Below are 17,653 nucleotides of genomic sequence, written 5' to 3' on the forward strand. Positions count from 1 at the left end.
CTGCTTTTCCCTGCCGTTTCAAGGATTTTCGGGTCGGTCGGGTCCCGATTCGATTCTTCGGCGGAAGTTCTGTAAAGTTGTCTTGCCCGCGGTTACTGAAGCGGAACGGCCCGGAAACGGACGCTCCGAAGACTGCATCAGCGGGTACTTCTTTTGAAGTTCGGCAGATTACCCGAGCGGCCAAAGGGGGCTGACTGTAAATCAGCTGGCAACGCCTACGGGGGTTCGAATCCCTCATCTGCCACCCAAAGGAAAAGCCTCCGGAACCACCAGGTTCCGGAGGCTTTTTCGTGCCCCGATCCCCTCATCACGTCCTGCCCTGTGTCGACGGACGCGCCGCCACCAGGGTGTTGCCGGGACCTCCGGACCTTGCCGCGGCAGCACCGCCGTCGTATTTCCCCGGGAGGTGATGGCGCGCTGTGGGGGAGGCGGGAGGTGATGGTGCGTTGTCTGGTGGACGTTTCCGGCCGCCGTCGACACCGTGTTGGTGCGGGCGTAGTCTGGCAGCATCGGCGCATGTGCCCCGATGCCCTGCGTCGATATTCCTATCGATGAAGGAGGACTCAATGAGTGCTGTACGCGAATTCATGACCACTGATGCGCGGTGTATCAGGGAATCCGAGTCCCTCACGGACGCGGCCCGGATGATGCTGGACCTTGACTGCGGCTCGCTGCCGATCTGCGGTGACGACGGCAAGTTGATGGGCATGATCACCGACCGCGACATCGTGATCAAGTGCGTCGCCACGGGCCGCGATCCGGGCCAGGTGATGGCCCGCGACCTCGCCTCCGGCAAGCCGTACTGGATTGATGCCGACGCCAATGTCGATGCAGCGATCGACATGATGGAGAAGCACCAGGTGCGCAGGCTCCCGGTGATCGCCGACCACAAGCTGGTGGGCATCATCAGCCAGGGCGACATCGCGCGGAACTACTCCGAGCAGCGCGTAGGCGAACTGGTGGAGCACATTTCGGAACGCCACGGGATGTAGCGCCCCAGCACAACATGGCCTTGTCCGCGGATCCCCGCCTGGAAGGTTCGGACCCGCGGACAAGCTTAGGAGTTTTCAGCCGGCTCAGTTCAGCGCGATCAGCAGCATCTGGCTGGTGCCGGGGATGCACGTCTGCAGGATCGCCCGGGGGAAGCCGCCGAAGACCGCAATGACGTCGTTCGTGGTTCCTGGATTCGGGACCTGGCCGCGCGCCGTCACGGTGAACGTCCCGTAGCCGGGGATGCTCACCGTCTCGCCCACGCCGATTCCGGAGAAACGTGCCCAGCCGCCGCAGAAATCATGCTCGGTGATGAACAGCGAGTAGCCGTCGTTCGGGGTGTAGTGGATGGGCCCGATGCAGGCGTCCACCATGGCCTGGCCACCGGAGCCGGCGACGTAGATGGTGCGGACCGCAGGAGCGGCAGCAGGTGCCGGGGCGGGGGCCGGGGCTGCAGCGGGAACCGGGGCGGGCGCCGCGGCCGGAGCGGGTGCCGGTGCGGCCACCTCGACGGCGGGTCCGGTGAGCAGGAGGGTCTGGCCGGGATAGATGGTGCTGTATGGCCCGAGGCCGTTGGCCGCGAGCATGGCATTCCTGTCCACGCCATGGGCGGCAGCAATGGCCCCAACAGTGTCACCCGGCGCCACGGTGTAAAGGTTGGGATCGCCCGCCGGAGCAGGAGCAGGAGCCGGTTCCGGCGCCGGTGCGGGTGCCGGTTCCGGTGCCGGCGGAGCCGCAGGAGCGGGCCCGGCCGGCGGCGCAGGTGCTGCGTCGGCCGCGGGAGCCGCGGCGGCGGATTCAGCAGGGGCAGCGGATGCCGCTGCAGTGTTCGGCGCCGTTGGCAGTGCGGCCTCGGCAACCTGGACCGCCGTCGTCGCGCTTCCATTATGCGAGGCGGGCGGTGCTGCCAGGGCCCCCACGCCTACTGCTGCCACCACTGCCGCGGTGGCCATGCCCGCCCAAAGCTTGTTGCTGATGGCGGCGCGTCCAGTGGTGAGGTCGGTGCGGGGTTCGTCGGTGGCGAAGCTTCGGCTCACGCCGTCGGGGGAGGTGGAGATTTTCTGGTTCATGGGTAGCCCATCCGGGGACGGTCCGGCCAGGCAGTGCGGGGGGCACGCCAGGTCGCCGGACGGATCGAGATGTTGTGGCGCCGCAGGCCCCGGCAGCTGCCGGGGGCCCGCGCGCGGCGCAGGATGGAGGCATCCGCATACCCAGAAAATACGGAGCTCCGCGTGAAGGCCGGAATCCCGGAAGCCACCCGGGGGACCTGCCCAGTGCATGTTTGGTCCTAGGAATCCCGAGTCTAAAAAGCGGAACCAGGCCGGGCACCAGTAGGAATTACCCGAGTTTTTGCTCTCAGTACCCGGCCGCTCCGGCCTGGCTACTCAAGCCCGGCGGGGTCCACTACTTGTTCCCGGGCCGCTCGCAGAACCACAGGCACAGGCCTTACAGGGCCCGGTCTGCCCGCAGCTCGGCGATTTCCCGGCGGAGCAGTGCGATTTCGGCTACGAGCTCGGCCACTTCCACCCGCACGGGCTCCTCTACGGCTTCCGCCACTGTCTCGGCTGTGTCCTCCACCCGCTGGACCAGCCAGGACGCGATCGACGCGGTCACCACGCCCAGCACCGCGATTCCGCTCATCATCAGCGCTGTCGCCACGAGCCGGCCGATGGGCGTCACGGGATACATGTCCCCGTAGCCCACGGTGGTGATGGTGGCGGTGGCCCACCACAGGGCATCGCCGAACGTGGTGATCTTGGCGTCGGGCGCCCATTGCTCCACATCCAGGACCGCCAGGGCCCCGACGAAGACCAGCAAGGCCGCTGATCCCGCCACGTAGGTGGCCACGCGTCCCCGCAGCGTTTCGCCCACGGTCCGGTGCAGCACGGACAGCAGCGTCACCAGCCGCAGCAGGCGCAGGGGCCGGAAGAACGGCAGGGCCACAATGGCCAGTTCGTGCAGGTTACGGGCAAACCACTGCCGCCGGTTTTCGGCCAGCCACAGATTGGCCGCATAGTCCAGGACGAAAACGCACCACGTCACCCACATGACGGCCTCAAGCCAGGCCGCTCCGCTGCCCTCGAGCCGGCCCAGGACCTGCCAGGCATAGGCGGCCAGGAACACCAGCGCCGTGGCCATCAGCGGCCATTCGGCCAGGTCCCGGTAGCGTTGCTGCGTCATGCAGGAAATCCTACGGCCGATGGGAGTGGCCGGAAGCCCCACGGATGTTACCGGCGGGTAGCATTGGGTCATGCACCTGCTCCTGAGAACCCTGCTTCTGCTGTTCCGTTCCTCCAGGCGGCCGTCCCTGGCGGTTTGGGATCCCTCGTCCCTGCCGCTGCGCGTCCTGCCGACAGACATCGACATCGCCATGCACGTCAACAACGGCATGTACCTGTCCCTGATGGACCTGGGCCGGTTCGACCTGATGGTGCGCAGCGGCGTCTGGAAGCGGATGCGCCGCCGCGGCTGGAGCCCCGTGGTGTCCGCGGAGACCATCTCCTTCCGCAAATCCCTGCAGCTGTGGCAGGAGTACGCGATCGAAACCCGCATCATCGGGCTGGATACCAAGGCGATCTTCTTCGAGCAGCGCATGGTGGCCGACGGCGAAATTTACGCGCGAGCCTACATCGCCACCCGGCTGGTTGCCAAGGGCCGTCCGGTCAGCCAGGACGACATCCTGGAAGAGTTCGGCGCGCCGCCGGCGGACCTGGAGCTTCCGGAGTGGATCCACGAGTGGCGGGCCTCCAGCGCCCTGCCCGGCAGCCGCACAGCGGCCCCGCACCTCTGGGACGTCAACGCCTGAGCCGGGTGCCGCCGTCGTTATTCCCAATGACGCGGGGAGCGAACAGCCGCGACAGGCCGCACCGGGACGCGTACCGTTGACACATGGCTACCCTTGACATCACAGGTGAACAGTTCGCATCCACCATTGAAGGCAACGACATTGTCCTGGTCGATTTCTGGGCAGAATGGTGCGGCCCCTGCAAGCAGTTCGGCCCTACCTACTCGGCAGTCTCCGAGAAGCACCCTGACGTCCTCTTCACCAAAGTGGACACCGAAGCCGAGCAGCAGCTCGCGGCAGAGGCAGGCATCACCTCCATCCCCACGCTGATGGCTTTCCGCGAAAAGGTGCTGGTGTTCTCGCAGCCGGGCGCCCTGAATGCCCAGCAGCTTGAACAGGTGGTGGACGCGGTGAAGGCCCTGGACATGGAAGAGGTCCACGCCCATGTGGCCCGCCAGCGGGAGGAAGCAGCGGCCGCGGCGAGCAATCCTTCCAGCCGGCAGAACAGCCCCCAGGACGGCACGCAGATCCCCGACTTCTAAGACTTCAATTAAACGATTGCGGGACCTCCAACTGGAGGTCCCGCAATGCGTTTAAGGGCCGACTTAGACCCGCTCCACCTTGACCGGCTCGGCCAGCAGTGCACTGAGGGATTCGTTGAGGTCCTGGACGGCAACGCCCTTGGAGTGCTTGTCGAGGTCTTCCTCCGACGCCCACTGTTCCGTCAGCACCAGCTTCTCCTCGGTGGCTTCGGTGAGCTCGTACCGGATGCAGCCGGGCTCGTTCACCACCTCGTCGATGGCGATTTCCAGGGCCAGCTTCACGCGGAAGAACTCGCCTTCGTTGGGGATGAACGTTGCTATCAGGTCAATCGGTGCACTCATGGATTTCACAATACCGGGCGCCCGCGGCCGGGCCGGCAGTGTTGCGCCGCGGCATGCTTCTCCTCGGTGCTTCCTGTTGGTAGCGTGCCAGCATGCGTGCTTACACAGCCGGGGACACTGACGTCCCGCTCCTGGAAGAGACCATTGGCGCGAACTTTGAGCGCGTTGCCGCGCAGTTCCCCCTGCATGACGCGCTGATTGAAGCCGCGCCCGTGCCGGGCGCTGACGCCCGCCGCTGGAGCTATACCAAGCTGAACGACGACGTCGACCGGCTCGCGCGTGCGCTGCTCGCCCTAGGCGTGGCCAAGGGGGAGAGGGTGGGCATCTGGAGCCCCAACTGCGCGGAGTGGACGCTCCTGCAGTATGCGACCGCCAAGGCGGGCGCCATCCTGGTCAACGTCAATCCGGCCTACCGCAGCCACGAACTTGAATTCGTGGTCAAGCAGAACGGTATGCGGATGCTGGTCACGGCGCCCTCGGACAAGAACAGCGACTACGTGGGGATGGCACGCCAGGCGCTGGCCGTGTGCCCGGACCTGCGCGAACTCGTCTTCCTCCCGGACCACGGCCTGGACGGGCTGGAAGCCGGCGCGCCGCAACGGGACGCGGAACTCACGTACGCCGAACTCCTCAACCGGGCGGACGGCGTCGCACACTCTGTCCTGAGGGCCCGCATGGCCGAGCTCAGCCCGCACGACCCGATCAACCTGCAGTACACCTCCGGCACCACGGGGTTCCCCAAGGGTGCGACGCTGACCCACCACAATATCCTCAACAACGGCTTCGCGATCGGTGAGCTGCTGGGCTACACCGAGCATGACCGGGTGGTCATTCCGGTGCCGTTCTACCACTGCTTCGGGATGGTGATCGGCAACCTGAACGCGCTCAGCCACGGCGCCGCCACCATCATCCCCGGCCGTGGATTCTCGCCTGCGGCGGCGCTGGAGGCGGTGCAGGACTTCGGCGGGACGTCCCTGTACGGCGTGCCCACCATGTTCATTGCGGAACTGGCCCTGCCCGACTTTTCCTCGTACGACTTGTCGACGCTGCGCACGGGCGTGATGGCCGGCTCGCTGTGCCCCGTTGAGGTGATGAACCGGGTGATCTCTGACATGCACATGGTGGACGTGGCCATCTGCTACGGCATGACGGAGACCTCGCCGGTGTCCACCATGACGCGCAAGGGGGACACCCTGCGGCAGCGCACCGAGACCGTGGGCCGGACCATGCCGCAGCTGGAAAGCCGGATCGTGGATCCGGCCACGGGGGAGGAACTGGAACGCGGCCAGATCGGCGAGCTCTGCACCCGCGGCTATGCAGTCATGGCCGGGTACTGGAACCAGCCGGACAAGACGGCCGAAGCGATCGACGCCGACGGGTGGATGCACACCGGCGACCTGGCACGCATGGACGACGACGGGTATGTGGTGGTGGAGGGCCGGATCAAGGACATGGTGGTCCGCGGCGGCGAAAACATCTACCCGCGCGAGATTGAGGAGTTCCTCTACACCCACCCCGCCATCCAGGATGTCCAGGTGATCGGCGTCCCGGACAGCAGGTACGGCGAGGAACTGATGGCCTGCATCATCCTCAAGCCGGGGGCCGAACCGCTGGACGCGGCCGCGCTGGCGGAGTTCTGCCGCGGAAAATTGGCGCACTACAAGATCCCCCGCTACGTGGAGGTGCGCGAGAGCTTCCCCATGACCGTCTCCGGAAAGATCAGGAAAGTGGAGATGCGCGAGCAGGCAGTGGCCCGGCTGGGGCTCTGACTACCCACTACCCCGGCTGCTGCACCAGGTCGAAGAGGACTTCGCCGTCGCAGATCGAGGTGATCCTGATGGTGTAGCCGTTCATCGCCGCTTCAGAGCCCACCTTGAGATCGTGGAAGTAGACCGGGGTGGGATCCGGGGCATCGGCAGCCAGCGAGACGTCCGCCGTTACGGGAGTGGCTGAGGCCCTCGTACCGGCCAGTCCCACAGTCGGCGTGAACTTCTCGCCCTTGCTGGAATCGGGAAGCAGCGGCCATGATCCGGGAATTGAAGGGACGATACGGTAGGCGCCTGATCCGGTGCAGCTGTCAGTCATTGTGGGCTCCTCAGTGGAAACGGGCGTGGGATCTGTGGATGGACTGGGCGAGCACGCTCCTGTGCCCAGGGTCAGGAGGGCGGCAGCTCCGAGACGGTGGAACCGATGCAGGCGTCCCATCAGCGCGCCACCGATGCGTCCTGGTACTTGTCTTTGAAGTCCTGTGGTGTGACGGTCAGGACCGGGTACTGCGAACCCCAGGGGTTCTGCAGGAGAATATTTCCTTCCGCATCCAAACCGGTAACGAAGTAGGCGTGGCTGGTGTGATAGCCGTCCGGGGCACCTTGGGGCAGATCGGCGAGGGTGGTCACCAAAGCGGCGCGTCCCTGCCTGGCAGCCTCCCAGACATCGTCGGGAGCAGTGGTGCGTGCTATGTCCGGTCCCGCCAAATACTGGAACGCGTCCGGACCCCAGTTGCCTTCGATGGCGCGGTAGTGACCCGGGGGGTACGCCTGGTCCGGGGGCGTCCCTTCCTTGGTCCCGTCGTTGTTGTCGTCTTCGGTGTACACCTGCGCCAATGCTTTCTCAACGTAGGCCGGCCAGTTGCCGCCGAAACCCGCCTTGGCGCCCATCTGTGTGCCCTTGTTGTTCGCCGGCAGGTCGGAGGTGACGGTGACCCACTGCTCCTGTCCGTTCTTGTCATACAGCAGGACGGAAACGGTCCCGTTGCCGTTGTCAGTCACGTGCTCCCGGGCCCAGCCGGAATCTGCATTGATCATGGCCCCGGCCGCGGCCAAAACCACGCAGTCCCCGTACTGGCCCTGCCTGATGTCGTCCGTGCCCGGGTGCTGCCCGATCACGGGCCAGTCCGGCTTCATCCACCGGTTGGCGGTGCCGGGGTCTGGACCGCCGGGCCTGGCAGCGTCACCCATTGCAGTTCCATCCGGCTGGGCCCACGGGATGAGGTCTTTCAGCCGGCCCACCTGCTCCTCCGACGCCTTGGACAAGAGCTGGTCAAGCAGTTGCTGCCGCTCGAAGGGGGTGGTTCCCTCGCCATTGAACAGGCCCTTGCCGTCGGTTGCGGCGCCGCTGCCGAGGCTGCGTATCTCATCATCTGTCAACGACTCCAGCAACTGGTTCAGCTGGGCCGGTTTGAGCCCGGCCAGGGCGTCACGGAGTTCGTTGACGTCCGTATCGTTGCCGACAAAGAAGTTGCTGCCCGACGCAGCGTCCCTGACCAGGCCCCGGAGCCTGTCCAGTTCCGGCGCGGACAGGTTCGCTTCGCCGCGGTCGGGGTGGCGCGCCACGGAATGCTCCCCGCCGGTCAGGTACTCGGCCGCCGAATCCCCGCCGCCCTTGCCGGCGGGGCCGCCGGACGCACCAGTCCGGCCTGCCGTGCCACCGGCGCCGCTGGCGAGTTCCTGCTCATCCGCCTGCCGTCCAGCCGCTTTCCCGGCCTCCGCAAGCGCCTCAACGACTTTGCCCAGCAGGAGGCTGTGGGTACCGGCCCAGTCGTTCCGGAACGCCTCGGCGTCGGCCCCTTTCCACCGGCTTGGGTCGCGCACGTCCCTCGACAGCGCCGTCCTGGTGGACGCCAGTCGCGCGGATGAGGCCGTCAGGGCCTTTCCCAGGGCGCGGAGTTGGGCGACGTCCGCCCCATAGATGCCTGCCATTGTTCCCCCAAATCAGTCCGAGCCTCCAACAGCCTAAGCGACGGCAGGCGCGTGCGGCATGGGGAGAACTGCCCGCTAGCTCCGGGGGCCTGATCCGTTGGGGCGGCGGCCTGTTCCTGCCCGGACGGCAACAACGGCCACGACGGCGGCTGCCACCAGCGCTGCCACGACCAGGACGGTGCCACCTTCCCGCGGTGTCAGGGATAACGTGCGGGTGCTGCCGCGGCTGACCTCGTGGCCCGGAATGTTCCAGTCGGCCTTGGAGGGGAAGATCCCGGCCGGCAGCTTCTCCTGCTGGAGCTGCCGCTGGGATGCGAGCCGGTCCCTGACCTCATCGTTCGGGGCGGGCACCATCCCGTCCGCCGCCACGGCCGCGGGAAGGTCCACGATGTACGGCTCGCCATAGAACGCGGAGGAAGCCACCGACTCCACCCAGGTGCCCGGCGGCGGTTCCACGCCGTGCCTGGCAAAGGCAGCGAGCAGCATCTCACGGATCTCGCTGAGGCCCTTGCCGCCGGCGTCCCGCGTGACCTCGAAGATGGCCAGCTGGAGCCGCAGCTTCTCATCGAAGGCATGGTCCTTGGCGCTGGGGTCCAGCCCGTCGGGAGAGACGTGCGCCGGGACCGCGGAGGCCGGATCGGTGCTGCCTGCAGTGGAGCTCATGGGTGTCCTTTCCGTCATGGTACCGCCGTCCGCCTCGCAGGAGGCTTCCACGTGGCCGTACCCATCACCGGCAGGATCAAGCGGCTGCGCCGGAAAGATCGCTGGTCAACGGGCGCAGGTCAGTGCGCGCGGTGGTCCTGGATGGTCATCCGTGGGCCGAACGTGGGCTTCCGGAAACCGGTGCTCTGGATCATCCGGACCACACGCTGCCGGTGCCCGCGCCAGGGTTCCAGCAGCCGGAGCATGCCGGCGTCGTCCGTCCTGCGTCCGGTCAGTGCGGCCCCCACATAGGCGGCCAGGTGGTAGTCGCCCACCGAAATCGAGTCCGGGCAACCGTGCGTGCGCTGCACCACCTCCGCCGCCGTCCAGATGCCGATGCCCGGGATGACCTGCATCTTCTCCGCAGCCTCGGCGGCCGGCAACGCCGCAAGCCGTTCAAGGGCGACGGCGGAGCGCAGCGCCCGCATGACGGTCGCCGAGCGCTGGGGACCCACCCCGGCCTTATGCCACTCCCAGCTGGGGACCTGCAGCCATTGCGTGGCCGTCGGGCCGACCAAGAGGCCGGGCGGCGTGGAGGTCCCTGCCGCTGGCGCCGGTGTTCCATAGCGGTGCACCAGGTACCGGTACGCGCGCCGCGCCTCGATGACGGTCACCTTCTGCTCCAGGATGATGGGCACCAGCTGGTCCACCATCCGGCCGCTGGAGGGGAGCCGGAGCGCCAGGCTCCGCCTGCGTGCCTCCCGGACCATGCGTGGGAGCGTGGCATGGAAGGCAGGTTCATCGAAATGCTGCCAGTCGTCGTCGCCCCCCAGGAGCCGCGGCACTGCCCTGATCGCGTCTGCGGCACCCGGCCCCCAAGCCTGCGCGTCCACCAGCGCCGGACCTGACTCGCCGCCGCCCGCTGGGGTGAGGCGCAAGGTAGCGGGACCGCCCGGCGTCGTAAACGCGTTCCAGATGACATCGCCCTGGACGCTGAATGACGGATCGCTGTTGCCGCGCAGCAGCGGTCCCAGGGTGCGGACCAGGCTGTAGGGGCCCTCCGGATACCACCGCAGTGACGCGTCCGCGGCGGCCGCCAGCCGGGGAGGTGCCTCTGCGATGGTCATGTCTTCCATCGTCCCACGGCCCGCTGACAACGGCGGGACCATCGGCCCTTCTCCACCGTGCAGGCCCCGGCTAGGATCACCGCGTGCGGCGCCGGACCGCCGCGCCGCAACCTGACAAACAGGAGGACCGCCATGGCTGGAGTAGTGCATTTCGAAATCCCCGCCGACGACCAGGACCGGGCCCGGAAGTTCTACCGGGACGCCCTTGGCTGGAGGATCGAGCCGGTGCCGGGGATGGACTACAACATGGTCATCACCACGGGCATGGATGACGCTGGCCAGTCAACAACCCCCGGCGCCATCAACGGGGGCATGATGGCCCGCGAAGGGCAGATCACCAGCCCCGTCATCACCGTCGACGTGCCGGACATCGACGCTACCCTGAAGAGCGTGGCGGAATGTGGCGGTTCCGTCGTCATCCCCAAGAACGAAGTCCCCGGCATGGGGTACACGGCCTACTTCAAGGACTCCGAAGGCAACGTGATGGGCCTGTGGGAGAACCTCCCGGCCGTGGACGCCGGCGCGTAGCGGCGAACGTCGCGGCAGCGCCGGCGCATCGCCATGAGTACGTTAGTCCAGGTGCTCGCCGTCATCACTGCGGCAATCCTCATCAGCGTCGGCCTCCTGGAAGCCTTCCGCTACAAGGACCAGCGCCTCCACCCGATCTTCCTGATCAAGCCGGAAGATACCGCGGCGGTGCGGCTATGGACGATCAATGTGGGCTTCTACAACATCGTCTGGGGTTTGTTCGGGATCTCAGGGGTGGTCCTCGCCAACGCCGGCCAAGCCACGGTGGGCCGCACCATCGTGGCAATGATGGCCATCGCACACGCCATCCTCGGCATGGTGCTGATCATCAGTGAACCCAGGCTGTGGATCAGCGGCATTGGCCAGGCTTTCCTCCCCGCCGTCATCCTCTGGCTGATGTTCGCCGGGTAAGCGCAGGCCTGGCTTACCGCATCCCGGTGACCGCCCAAAGGGCCAGGACGGCAACCGGCACCGTCAGCGCGACCGCCACCAGCCCTGCCACCGCGAACCCGCCCCACCGGATGGGAACATTCAGCACGCGGAGCCGCTCATGCCAGAGCAGCGTGGCCAGGGAAGCCCACGGGCTCACCAGCGGCCCGAGGTTGACCCCGACCAGCAGGGCGGCAAGCCGGGCAGGCGAACCGGCAACCGGCTCCAGGGCCAGGTAGGCGGGGAGGTTGTTGACGGTGTTGGCCGCACCTGCACCCAGCGCGGCCAACTGCATTAAGGCCGGCAGGCCCTCCCCGGAACCGGCCACGGCGGCCAGCAGGGAGGTCAGGCCCTGGGCATGCAGCGCCTCCATGAGCATGAAAAGGCCCACGGTCAGCATGAGTGGCCGCCAGGGGACCATGGACCAGCGCAGTGCTGACCGCCGGCGGCGCAGGAAGACCGCCAGGAGGACGGCGGCAGCCGCCAGGGCGGGGTACTGGACCGGCACGCCGGACACCAGCGCGGGCAGCAGCACCAGCAGCGTCCCGGCGGCGAACTTCAGCAGGGCGGGGTCCTTGGCCGGGTGGGCTGCCCTGGGGCCGTATGTTCCGCGCAGGTCCCGCCGGAACGCCAGCCACAGCAGGCCCAGCGGGACCAGCAGACCTGCCAGGGAAGGCGCCCACACCAGCCCCGCAAACTGCAGGGGGCTCAGGCCCAGCCGGTCCTGCGCCAGCAGGTTGGTCAGGTTGGAGACGGGCAGCAGCAGTGATGCCGTGTTGGCCAGCCAGATGCTGGTGAGGGCAAACGGCAGCGGCGGGATCCTGGCGTGCACGGCCAGGAGGACAACCACGGGCGTCACCAGCACCGCCGTCGTATCCAGGGACAGGAACACCGTGGACACCGTAGCCACCGCAACCACCAGGAGCCACAGCAGGAATACCCGGCCCCTGCCCAGGGCGGCCAACCGGTCCGTCACCACCCGGAACAGGCCGGCCTCATCCACCAGCTCGGTGACGAGCGACATCGCCAGCACAAAGGCCAGGATGGGAATGGTCCGGGATGCCAGCTCACCAAAGGCGGGAAGGGGGAGTGCACCGGATGCCAGGGTTGCAACTCCTGCTGCCAGCGTTGCGCCGGGCAGCAGGTAGCTCCGGGCCGTTTTTGACCATGCGAACTGCTTCACCGGGCTATCCTCGCACCCCTGCCCCGGAACGGCCCGCAGGAAGCGGTAGCTTTGTACCTATGAAGTACGCCCAGTCCATCCTGGACCTCATCGGCAATACCCCCCTCATCAAACTCAACCACGTGACCGAAGGCATCAAAGCCACTGTCCTGGTCAAGCTGGAGTACCTGAATCCGGGCGGATCCATCAAGGACCGCATCGCGGCGCAGATGATCGAGGACGCCGAACGCGAAGGCAAGCTGAAGCCCGGCGGCACCATCGTGGAGCCCACGTCCGGCAACACTGGCGTCGGCCTGGCCCTGGTGGCGCAGCAGAAGGGCTACAAGTGCATCTTCGTGGTCCCGGACAAGGTGGGCGAGGACAAGCGCGCCGTGCTGCAGGCCTACGGCGCGGAAGTTGTGGTCACGCCCACGTCCGTCCCGCCGGACAGCCCGCAAAGCTACTACGGGGTCTCGGACCGGATCACCCGGGAGACGCCCGGCGCCTACAAGCCGGACCAGTTCTCCAACCCGGCTGCACCCGGCAGCCACTACAAGACAACCGGGCCCGAGATCTGGCGGGACACTGACGGCAAAGTCACGCACTGCGTCATCGGTGCCGGCACCGGCGGCACCATCACCGGCACCGGGCGGTACCTCAAGGAGGTATCGGCGGACCGGCAAGAGTCCGACGGCGGAGTGGTCCGGATCATCGGCGCGGACCCGGAAGGTTCGGTCTACTCAGGCGGCACCGGGCGCCCCTACTTCGTGGAGGGCGTCGGCGAGGACATGTGGCCGGCGAACTACGACAAGACTGTCCCGGACGAAGTGATCGCCGTCAGCGACGCGGACTCCTTCGCGATGACCCGCCGGCTGGCACGGGAAGAGGGCCTGCTGGTGGGCGGTTCGTCCGGCATGGCCGTGGTGGCCGCGCTGAAGGCGGCGAAGGACCTGCCGGAAAGCGCCGTCGTCGTGGTCATCCTGCCCGACTCCGGGCGCGGGTACCTGGCCAAGATCTTCAATGACCAGTGGATGCGCTCCTACGGCTTCCTTTCCGGCGGCGAGGAAACGTCCGTGGGTGAGGTCATCAAGTCCAAGAACGGCGAACTGCCGGACCTGGTGCACATCCACCCCAACGAATCCGTGCGCGACGTCATCAACATCATGAACGAGTACGGCGTCAGCCACATCCCCGTCCTGTCGCAGGAACCGCCCGTGGTGATGGGCGAGGTCCTCGGCGCCGTGGACGAGCGCACCCTGACCGCCAAGCTGTTCCGCGGCGAGGCAAAGCTGACGGACAAGATCTCCGAGCACATGGGTCCCAAGCTGCCCGTGATCGGGTCGCTGGAAACCATCTCCGCCGCCAGGGAGCTGCTCTCGGACGCGGACACGGTGATGGTCACGTTCGTGGGTGCCCCCATCGGCATCCTTACCCGGCACGACCTGCTGGCGTACCTCAGCAACTGATTTGCGTTACCCCGTAAAGGAGCACCATGACCGCCTCTGAGCACCAAGGCTTCAACACCCGCGCCGTCCACGCCGGCCAGGCCTTCGAACCCCGCACCGGCGCGGTGGTCCCCCCGCTGCACTTCAGCTCCACCTATGCCCAGGACGGCATCGGCGGGCTGCGCAGCGGATACGAGTACGGCCGCGGCGGCAACCCTACCCGGGACGCCCTGCAGGAACAGCTGGCCGCGCTGGAACTCGGCACCCACGCCTACAGCTTCAGTTCAGGGCTTGCGGCGGAGGACGCCCTCATCCGCGCGCTGACCCGGCCCGGGGACCACATCGTGCTCGGCAACGACGCCTACGGCGGCACCTACCGGCTGATCAGCCGCGTCCTCGGTGACTGGGGGATCGGCAACACCCCCGTGGACATGGCCAACCTGGACACCGTCCGGCAGGCCGTCGCCGCCAACAAGACCCGCTTCGTCTGGGTGGAGACGCCGTCCAACCCCCTGATGAAGATCACCGACATCGCGGCGCTCGCCGACATAGCGCACGACGCCGGTGCCCTCCTCGTCGTCGACAACACCTTCGCGTCGCCCTACCTGCAGAACCCGCTCGCCCTGGGTGCCGACGTCGTGGTCCACTCCACCACCAAGTACATCGGCGGCCACTCCGACGTGGTGGGCGGCGCCGTCGTGGTCAAGGACGCGGACCTGGCGGAGAAGATCGGCTTCGTCCAGTTCGCCGTCGGCGCCGTGTCCGGGCCCATGGATGCCTTCCTGACCACCCGCGGCCTGAAGACCCTGGGCGTGCGGATGGACCGGCACAGCGAGAACGGCCAGGCCGTGGCCGAGTGGCTGCTGGAACGGCCCGAAGTGGAGGCAGTCCTGTACCCGGGGCTGCCCTCCCACCCGGGCCACGAGCTGGCCAAAAAGCAGATGCGGAAGTTCGGCGGCATGGTGTCCGTCCAGTTCAAGGGTGGTGAAGCCGCAGCCCGGAAGGTGGCCGAATCCACGTCCGTGTTCACCCTGGCCGAGTCCCTGGGCGGCATCGAATCGCTCATGAACTACCCCTCGGAGATGACGCACGCGTCGGTGAAGGGCACCGAACTGGCCGTGCCGGTGAACCTGCTGCGGCTCTCCTGCGGCATCGAGGACGTCGAGGACCTGATCGCGGACCTGGACCAGGCGTTCACCTCGATTCCATAGCACGACGGCAAACCCTGGCTTTCTTGAAAGAAGTCAGCTAGGGTTCCCGTATGCCCCTTCGATCCGACTGGTCCCAACGCACCTGCAGCATGGCCCGCGGCCTGGACATCCTGGGCGACCCCTGGTCCATCCTGGTCCTGCGGGAGGTCTTCTTCGGCAACGGGCGCTTCGACGCCATGAAGGCCCGCCTGGACGTTGCCGACTCGGTGCTTACCAAGCGCCTTGCAGGCCTGGTTGAGTCCGGGCTGCTGGCAAAGAAGGCGTACGGCGACGGCGGCCGCACCCGCCAGGAGTACGTCCTCACTGTGATGGGCGAAGACGCCCTGCCGGTCCTGAATGCGGTCACCATCTGGGCGGAAAAGCACCTGCCGGCCCCCTCGGACAGGGCGCACATGTACGTCATCCATGCCGGCTGCGGGCAGCGCACCACCTCCGCCGACACCTGCACCGAATGCGGGGAACGGCTCACCGCCGCCAATACCAGCTGGCACAGCCAGGCCAGGACCGAGCATCCCGTTCCGCTGTCCACCGCATCCCCGAAGGGGTCCGCCGCATGAGCACTCTTCCCCACAAGGCAACAGCACCGGAAGGCGCGGCGGCACTGCAGCCCTCACCCGGTCCGCGCCGCCTCCACCCGGCATGGACCGTCGCGGCCGTGGCGTTCCTGGCGCTGGTGGGCGCCGCCGGATTCCGGGCAGCGCCCGGCGTGCTGATGGTCCCGCTCCAGCAGGAGTTCGGGTGGTCCACCGCAGTCCTGTCCGCGGCAGTCAGCATCAACCTGGTCCTCTTCGGCCTCACCGCCCCGTTCGCCGCCGCCTTGATGGAACGCTTCGGCATCCGGGCAGTCACGGCAACCGCCCTGGTCCTGATCGGGACGGGCAGCGCGCTGACGGTGCTGGTCAACCAGTCCTGGCAGATCCTGCTGACGTGGGGCCTGCTGATCGGGCTGGGGACAGGTTCCATGGCGCTGGTGTTCGCGGCGACCATCGCCAACACCTGGTTCACGAAGAGCCGGGGGCTGGTGATCGGCATCCTCACCGCGGGCAGCGCGGCCGGCCAGTTGGTCTTCCTGCCCTTTATCGCCATGCTGGCCCAAGATCCCGGCTGGCGGCAGGCCTCCCTGCTGATCGCGGCGGGCGCACTCGCCGTGGTCCCGCTGGTGCTGAAGTTCCTCAAGAACTCGCCGGCCGACGTCGGCGTGTTGCCCTACGGCGCGGAACCGGCAGCAAGTCCGGCACCTGCCCGGGCGCCTGCAACCGCGGACGCGCCCCGCACGAACGCCGCAGTCCGTGCCCTCCAGGTGCTCCGGCGTGCCAGCAAGGTCCGCACCTTCTGGGCACTGGCGGCAGGTTTCGCGATCTGCGGCGCCACCACCAACGGCCTGATCGGCACCCACTTCATCCCCTCCGCCCATGACCACGGCATGCCCGAAACCACCGCGGCAGGCCTGCTCGCCGTCGTCGGAATCTTCGACATCGTGGGCACCATCGCCTCCGGCTGGCTCACCGACCGTTTCAACCCCCGTGTGCTGCTGGCCGTCTACTACCAATTCCGCGGCGTCGGCCTGCTGGTGCTCCCGCTGCTGCTGAACGCCGAGGTGCAGCCCAGCATGATCGTCTTCGTGGTGATCTACGGCCTGGACTGGGTGGCCACCGTTCCGCCCACGGCGGCCATCTGCCGGGAGACGTTCGGCGCGGACGGCAGCGTGGTGTTCGGCTGGGTCTTCGCCGCCCACCAGCTGGGGGCCGCGGGTGCCGCGCTTGCCGCCGGCGCCCTCCGCGACGCCACCGGCCACTACACGTACGCGTGGTTCGGCGCGGCAGCCATGTGCACCATCGCCGCCGTCATCAGTGCCACTATCCGGCGGCACCGCGCCCCGCAGGACACCAGCGCCGCTGACACGGAGGCGGCAGCTGCCTGAACCGGGGGAGCAGCCGGGTACGGTTAGGCTGGGTTCCATGGAATCCGTGCCGCCTGTCCCCGTCCGCCCCGTTGCCCTGGTCACGGGGGCCGGACGGCTGGCCGGCATCGGGTCCGGCATCGCCCGGCAGCTGGCCGCCGACGGCTGGGACCTCGTGCTGTCCTACTGGGCTGATTACGATGCCCGCATGCCATGGGGGAGCGAGCCCGAGGACGTGGTCCGCCTCACCGCGGAGCTGGAGGCCATCGGCGCAAGGGTCCACTCCCTCCCGGCAGACCTGCAGGATCCCGGCGTGCCGGACCGGCTGGTTGCCGAAGCGGTGCAGCTTGCGGGTCGTCTTCAGGGGCTGGTGCTCAGCCACGCCGAATCGGTCGATTCGGGCGTGCTGGACACCACGGTGGAATCCTTTGAGCGCCACTTCGCGGTGAACACCCGCGCCAGCTGGCAGCTGATTGCCGCCTTCGCACGGCAAGCAGCGGACGACGGCGGTGCGATCGTTGCGCTGACCAGTGACCACACAGCGTTCAACCTTCCCTACGGTGCGTCGAAGGGGGCGCTGGACCGGATCGTGATTGCCGCCGCGCGGGAGCTGGGCCCGCAGGGGATCAGCGCCAATGTCCTGAACCCCGGCCCGGTTGACACGGGCTGGATGGACGATGAGGTCCGTGCCGCGGTCCTCGAACGGCAACCCACCGGCAGGCTGGGCACGCCGGCCGACGTCGCGGGGACGGTGGCCTTCCTGCTCTCACCGGCGGGGCGGTGGGTTTCCGGGCAGCTGATCAAGGCGGACGGCGGCTTCTCGGCATAAGTCCCTCACAACCAGGTAGCGCG

General features: G+C 67.6%; 19 protein-coding genes and 1 tRNA gene. 12 read left to right on the forward strand and 8 right to left on the reverse strand.

Going from position 1 to position 17,653, the window contains the following annotated elements:
- The first annotated feature begins 162 nt into the window (after window positions 1-162).
- Both AC2JAJ_RS13190 and AC2JAJ_RS13195 read left to right on the forward strand, forming a co-directional pair.
- Window positions 163-244: transfer RNA gene (locus AC2JAJ_RS13190), tRNA-Tyr, on the forward strand.
- A 322-nt stretch (window positions 245-566) separates the two neighbouring features.
- Window positions 567-992 carry a CBS domain-containing protein gene (locus tag AC2JAJ_RS13195; protein WP_221386386.1) on the forward strand — a complete coding sequence of 142 codons (426 nt, stop codon included), beginning with the start codon at window positions 567-569 and terminating at the stop codon, window positions 990-992.
- Between the two features lie 84 nt (window positions 993-1,076).
- Here the strand turns inward: AC2JAJ_RS13195 and AC2JAJ_RS13200 are convergent, their stop codons facing one another.
- The gene (locus tag AC2JAJ_RS13200) at window positions 1,077-2,060 is read right to left on the reverse strand and encodes a LysM peptidoglycan-binding domain-containing protein (RefSeq protein ID WP_486415520.1); all 984 of its coding nucleotides are present in this window, start codon (window positions 2,058-2,060) and stop codon (window positions 1,077-1,079) included.
- A gap of 376 nt (window positions 2,061-2,436) precedes the next feature.
- Window positions 2,437-3,171, reverse strand: coding sequence for a potassium channel family protein (locus AC2JAJ_RS13205; protein WP_221386388.1), 735 nt, complete (start codon window positions 3,169-3,171; stop codon window positions 2,437-2,439).
- Between the two features lie 70 nt (window positions 3,172-3,241).
- Here AC2JAJ_RS13205 and AC2JAJ_RS13210 point away from each other — a divergent pair, with 70 nt between their 5' ends.
- Together AC2JAJ_RS13210 and AC2JAJ_RS13215 are read left to right on the forward strand one after the other, a co-directional pair.
- Complete coding sequence (locus tag AC2JAJ_RS13210; protein ID WP_486415519.1) at window positions 3,242-3,796, forward strand: acyl-CoA thioesterase; 555 nt, start codon at window positions 3,242-3,244, stop codon at window positions 3,794-3,796.
- A gap of 83 nt (window positions 3,797-3,879) precedes the next feature.
- On the forward strand, window positions 3,880-4,317 hold the full coding sequence (locus AC2JAJ_RS13215; protein WP_221386390.1) for a thioredoxin family protein: 438 nt from the start codon (window positions 3,880-3,882) through the stop codon (window positions 4,315-4,317).
- A gap of 63 nt (window positions 4,318-4,380) precedes the next feature.
- On the opposite strand, the gene AC2JAJ_RS13220 is transcribed toward AC2JAJ_RS13215, so the two are convergent.
- Entirely contained in the window at window positions 4,381-4,659 is a 279-nt protein-coding gene (locus AC2JAJ_RS13220; RefSeq protein ID WP_473696621.1) for a putative quinol monooxygenase, read from the reverse strand.
- A 92-nt stretch (window positions 4,660-4,751) separates the two neighbouring features.
- Here AC2JAJ_RS13220 and AC2JAJ_RS13225 point away from each other — a divergent pair, with 92 nt between their 5' ends.
- Window positions 4,752-6,428, forward strand: a complete 1,677-nt coding sequence (locus tag AC2JAJ_RS13225) for an AMP-binding protein (RefSeq protein WP_486415518.1) — start codon at window positions 4,752-4,754, stop codon at window positions 6,426-6,428.
- A 7-nt stretch (window positions 6,429-6,435) separates the two neighbouring features.
- Here the strand turns inward: AC2JAJ_RS13225 and AC2JAJ_RS13230 are convergent, their stop codons facing one another.
- The 4 genes from AC2JAJ_RS13230 to AC2JAJ_RS13245 form a co-directional block, all read right to left on the reverse strand.
- On the reverse strand, window positions 6,436-6,744 hold the full coding sequence (locus AC2JAJ_RS13230; protein WP_221386393.1) for a hypothetical protein: 309 nt from the start codon (window positions 6,742-6,744) through the stop codon (window positions 6,436-6,438).
- Between the two features lie 119 nt (window positions 6,745-6,863).
- A complete protein-coding gene (locus tag AC2JAJ_RS13235; RefSeq protein WP_486415517.1) occupies window positions 6,864-8,357 on the reverse strand; it encodes a C2 family cysteine protease in 1,494 nt (497 codons plus the stop codon).
- Window positions 8,358-8,432: 75 nt separating this feature from the next.
- Window positions 8,433-9,020 (reverse strand): hypothetical protein, encoded by a 588-nt coding sequence (locus tag AC2JAJ_RS13240; protein ID WP_486415516.1) that lies wholly within the window; start codon window positions 9,018-9,020, stop codon window positions 8,433-8,435.
- A gap of 119 nt (window positions 9,021-9,139) precedes the next feature.
- Window positions 9,140-10,126, reverse strand: a complete 987-nt coding sequence (locus AC2JAJ_RS13245) for a DNA-3-methyladenine glycosylase family protein (RefSeq protein WP_486415515.1) — start codon at window positions 10,124-10,126, stop codon at window positions 9,140-9,142.
- Between the two features lie 132 nt (window positions 10,127-10,258).
- Between AC2JAJ_RS13245 and AC2JAJ_RS13250 the strand changes: the two genes are divergently transcribed.
- Both AC2JAJ_RS13250 and AC2JAJ_RS13255 read left to right on the forward strand, forming a co-directional pair.
- Window positions 10,259-10,654 carry a VOC family protein gene (locus AC2JAJ_RS13250; protein ID WP_486415514.1) on the forward strand — a complete coding sequence of 132 codons (396 nt, stop codon included), beginning with the start codon at window positions 10,259-10,261 and terminating at the stop codon, window positions 10,652-10,654.
- A 33-nt stretch (window positions 10,655-10,687) separates the two neighbouring features.
- Window positions 10,688-11,065, forward strand: coding sequence for a DUF1304 family protein (locus AC2JAJ_RS13255; RefSeq protein WP_486415513.1), 378 nt, complete (start codon window positions 10,688-10,690; stop codon window positions 11,063-11,065).
- 13 nt (window positions 11,066-11,078) lie between these two features.
- Here the strand turns inward: AC2JAJ_RS13255 and AC2JAJ_RS13260 are convergent, their stop codons facing one another.
- Window positions 11,079-12,266, reverse strand: a complete 1,188-nt coding sequence (locus AC2JAJ_RS13260; RefSeq protein ID WP_486415512.1) for an SLC13 family permease — start codon at window positions 12,264-12,266, stop codon at window positions 11,079-11,081.
- Window positions 12,267-12,325: 59 nt separating this feature from the next.
- Here AC2JAJ_RS13260 and AC2JAJ_RS13265 point away from each other — a divergent pair, with 59 nt between their 5' ends.
- From AC2JAJ_RS13265 to AC2JAJ_RS13285, 5 genes are read left to right on the forward strand one after another with little or no spacing between them, the layout of a single operon-like run.
- Window positions 12,326-13,711, forward strand: a complete 1,386-nt coding sequence (locus tag AC2JAJ_RS13265; RefSeq protein ID WP_486415511.1) for a cystathionine beta-synthase — start codon at window positions 12,326-12,328, stop codon at window positions 13,709-13,711.
- 26 nt (window positions 13,712-13,737) lie between these two features.
- Entirely contained in the window at window positions 13,738-14,901 is a 1,164-nt protein-coding gene (locus tag AC2JAJ_RS13270; RefSeq protein WP_486415510.1) for a cystathionine gamma-synthase, read from the forward strand.
- A 50-nt stretch (window positions 14,902-14,951) separates the two neighbouring features.
- Window positions 14,952-15,458: a winged helix-turn-helix transcriptional regulator gene (locus AC2JAJ_RS13275; RefSeq protein ID WP_486415509.1), complete on the forward strand. Its 507-nt coding sequence runs from the start codon at window positions 14,952-14,954 to the stop codon at window positions 15,456-15,458.
- A complete protein-coding gene (locus AC2JAJ_RS13280; protein WP_486415508.1) occupies window positions 15,455-16,822 on the forward strand; it encodes an MFS transporter in 1,368 nt (455 codons plus the stop codon). Before AC2JAJ_RS13275 ends, AC2JAJ_RS13280 begins: the two co-directional genes overlap by 4 nt.
- A 37-nt stretch (window positions 16,823-16,859) precedes the next feature.
- The gene (locus tag AC2JAJ_RS13285; RefSeq protein ID WP_486415507.1) at window positions 16,860-17,630 is read left to right on the forward strand and encodes an SDR family oxidoreductase; all 771 of its coding nucleotides are present in this window, start codon (window positions 16,860-16,862) and stop codon (window positions 17,628-17,630) included.
- Window positions 17,631-17,653: the final 23 nt, after the last annotated feature.

The sequence above is a fragment of the Arthrobacter sp. MOO21 genome, assembly GCF_057369995.2.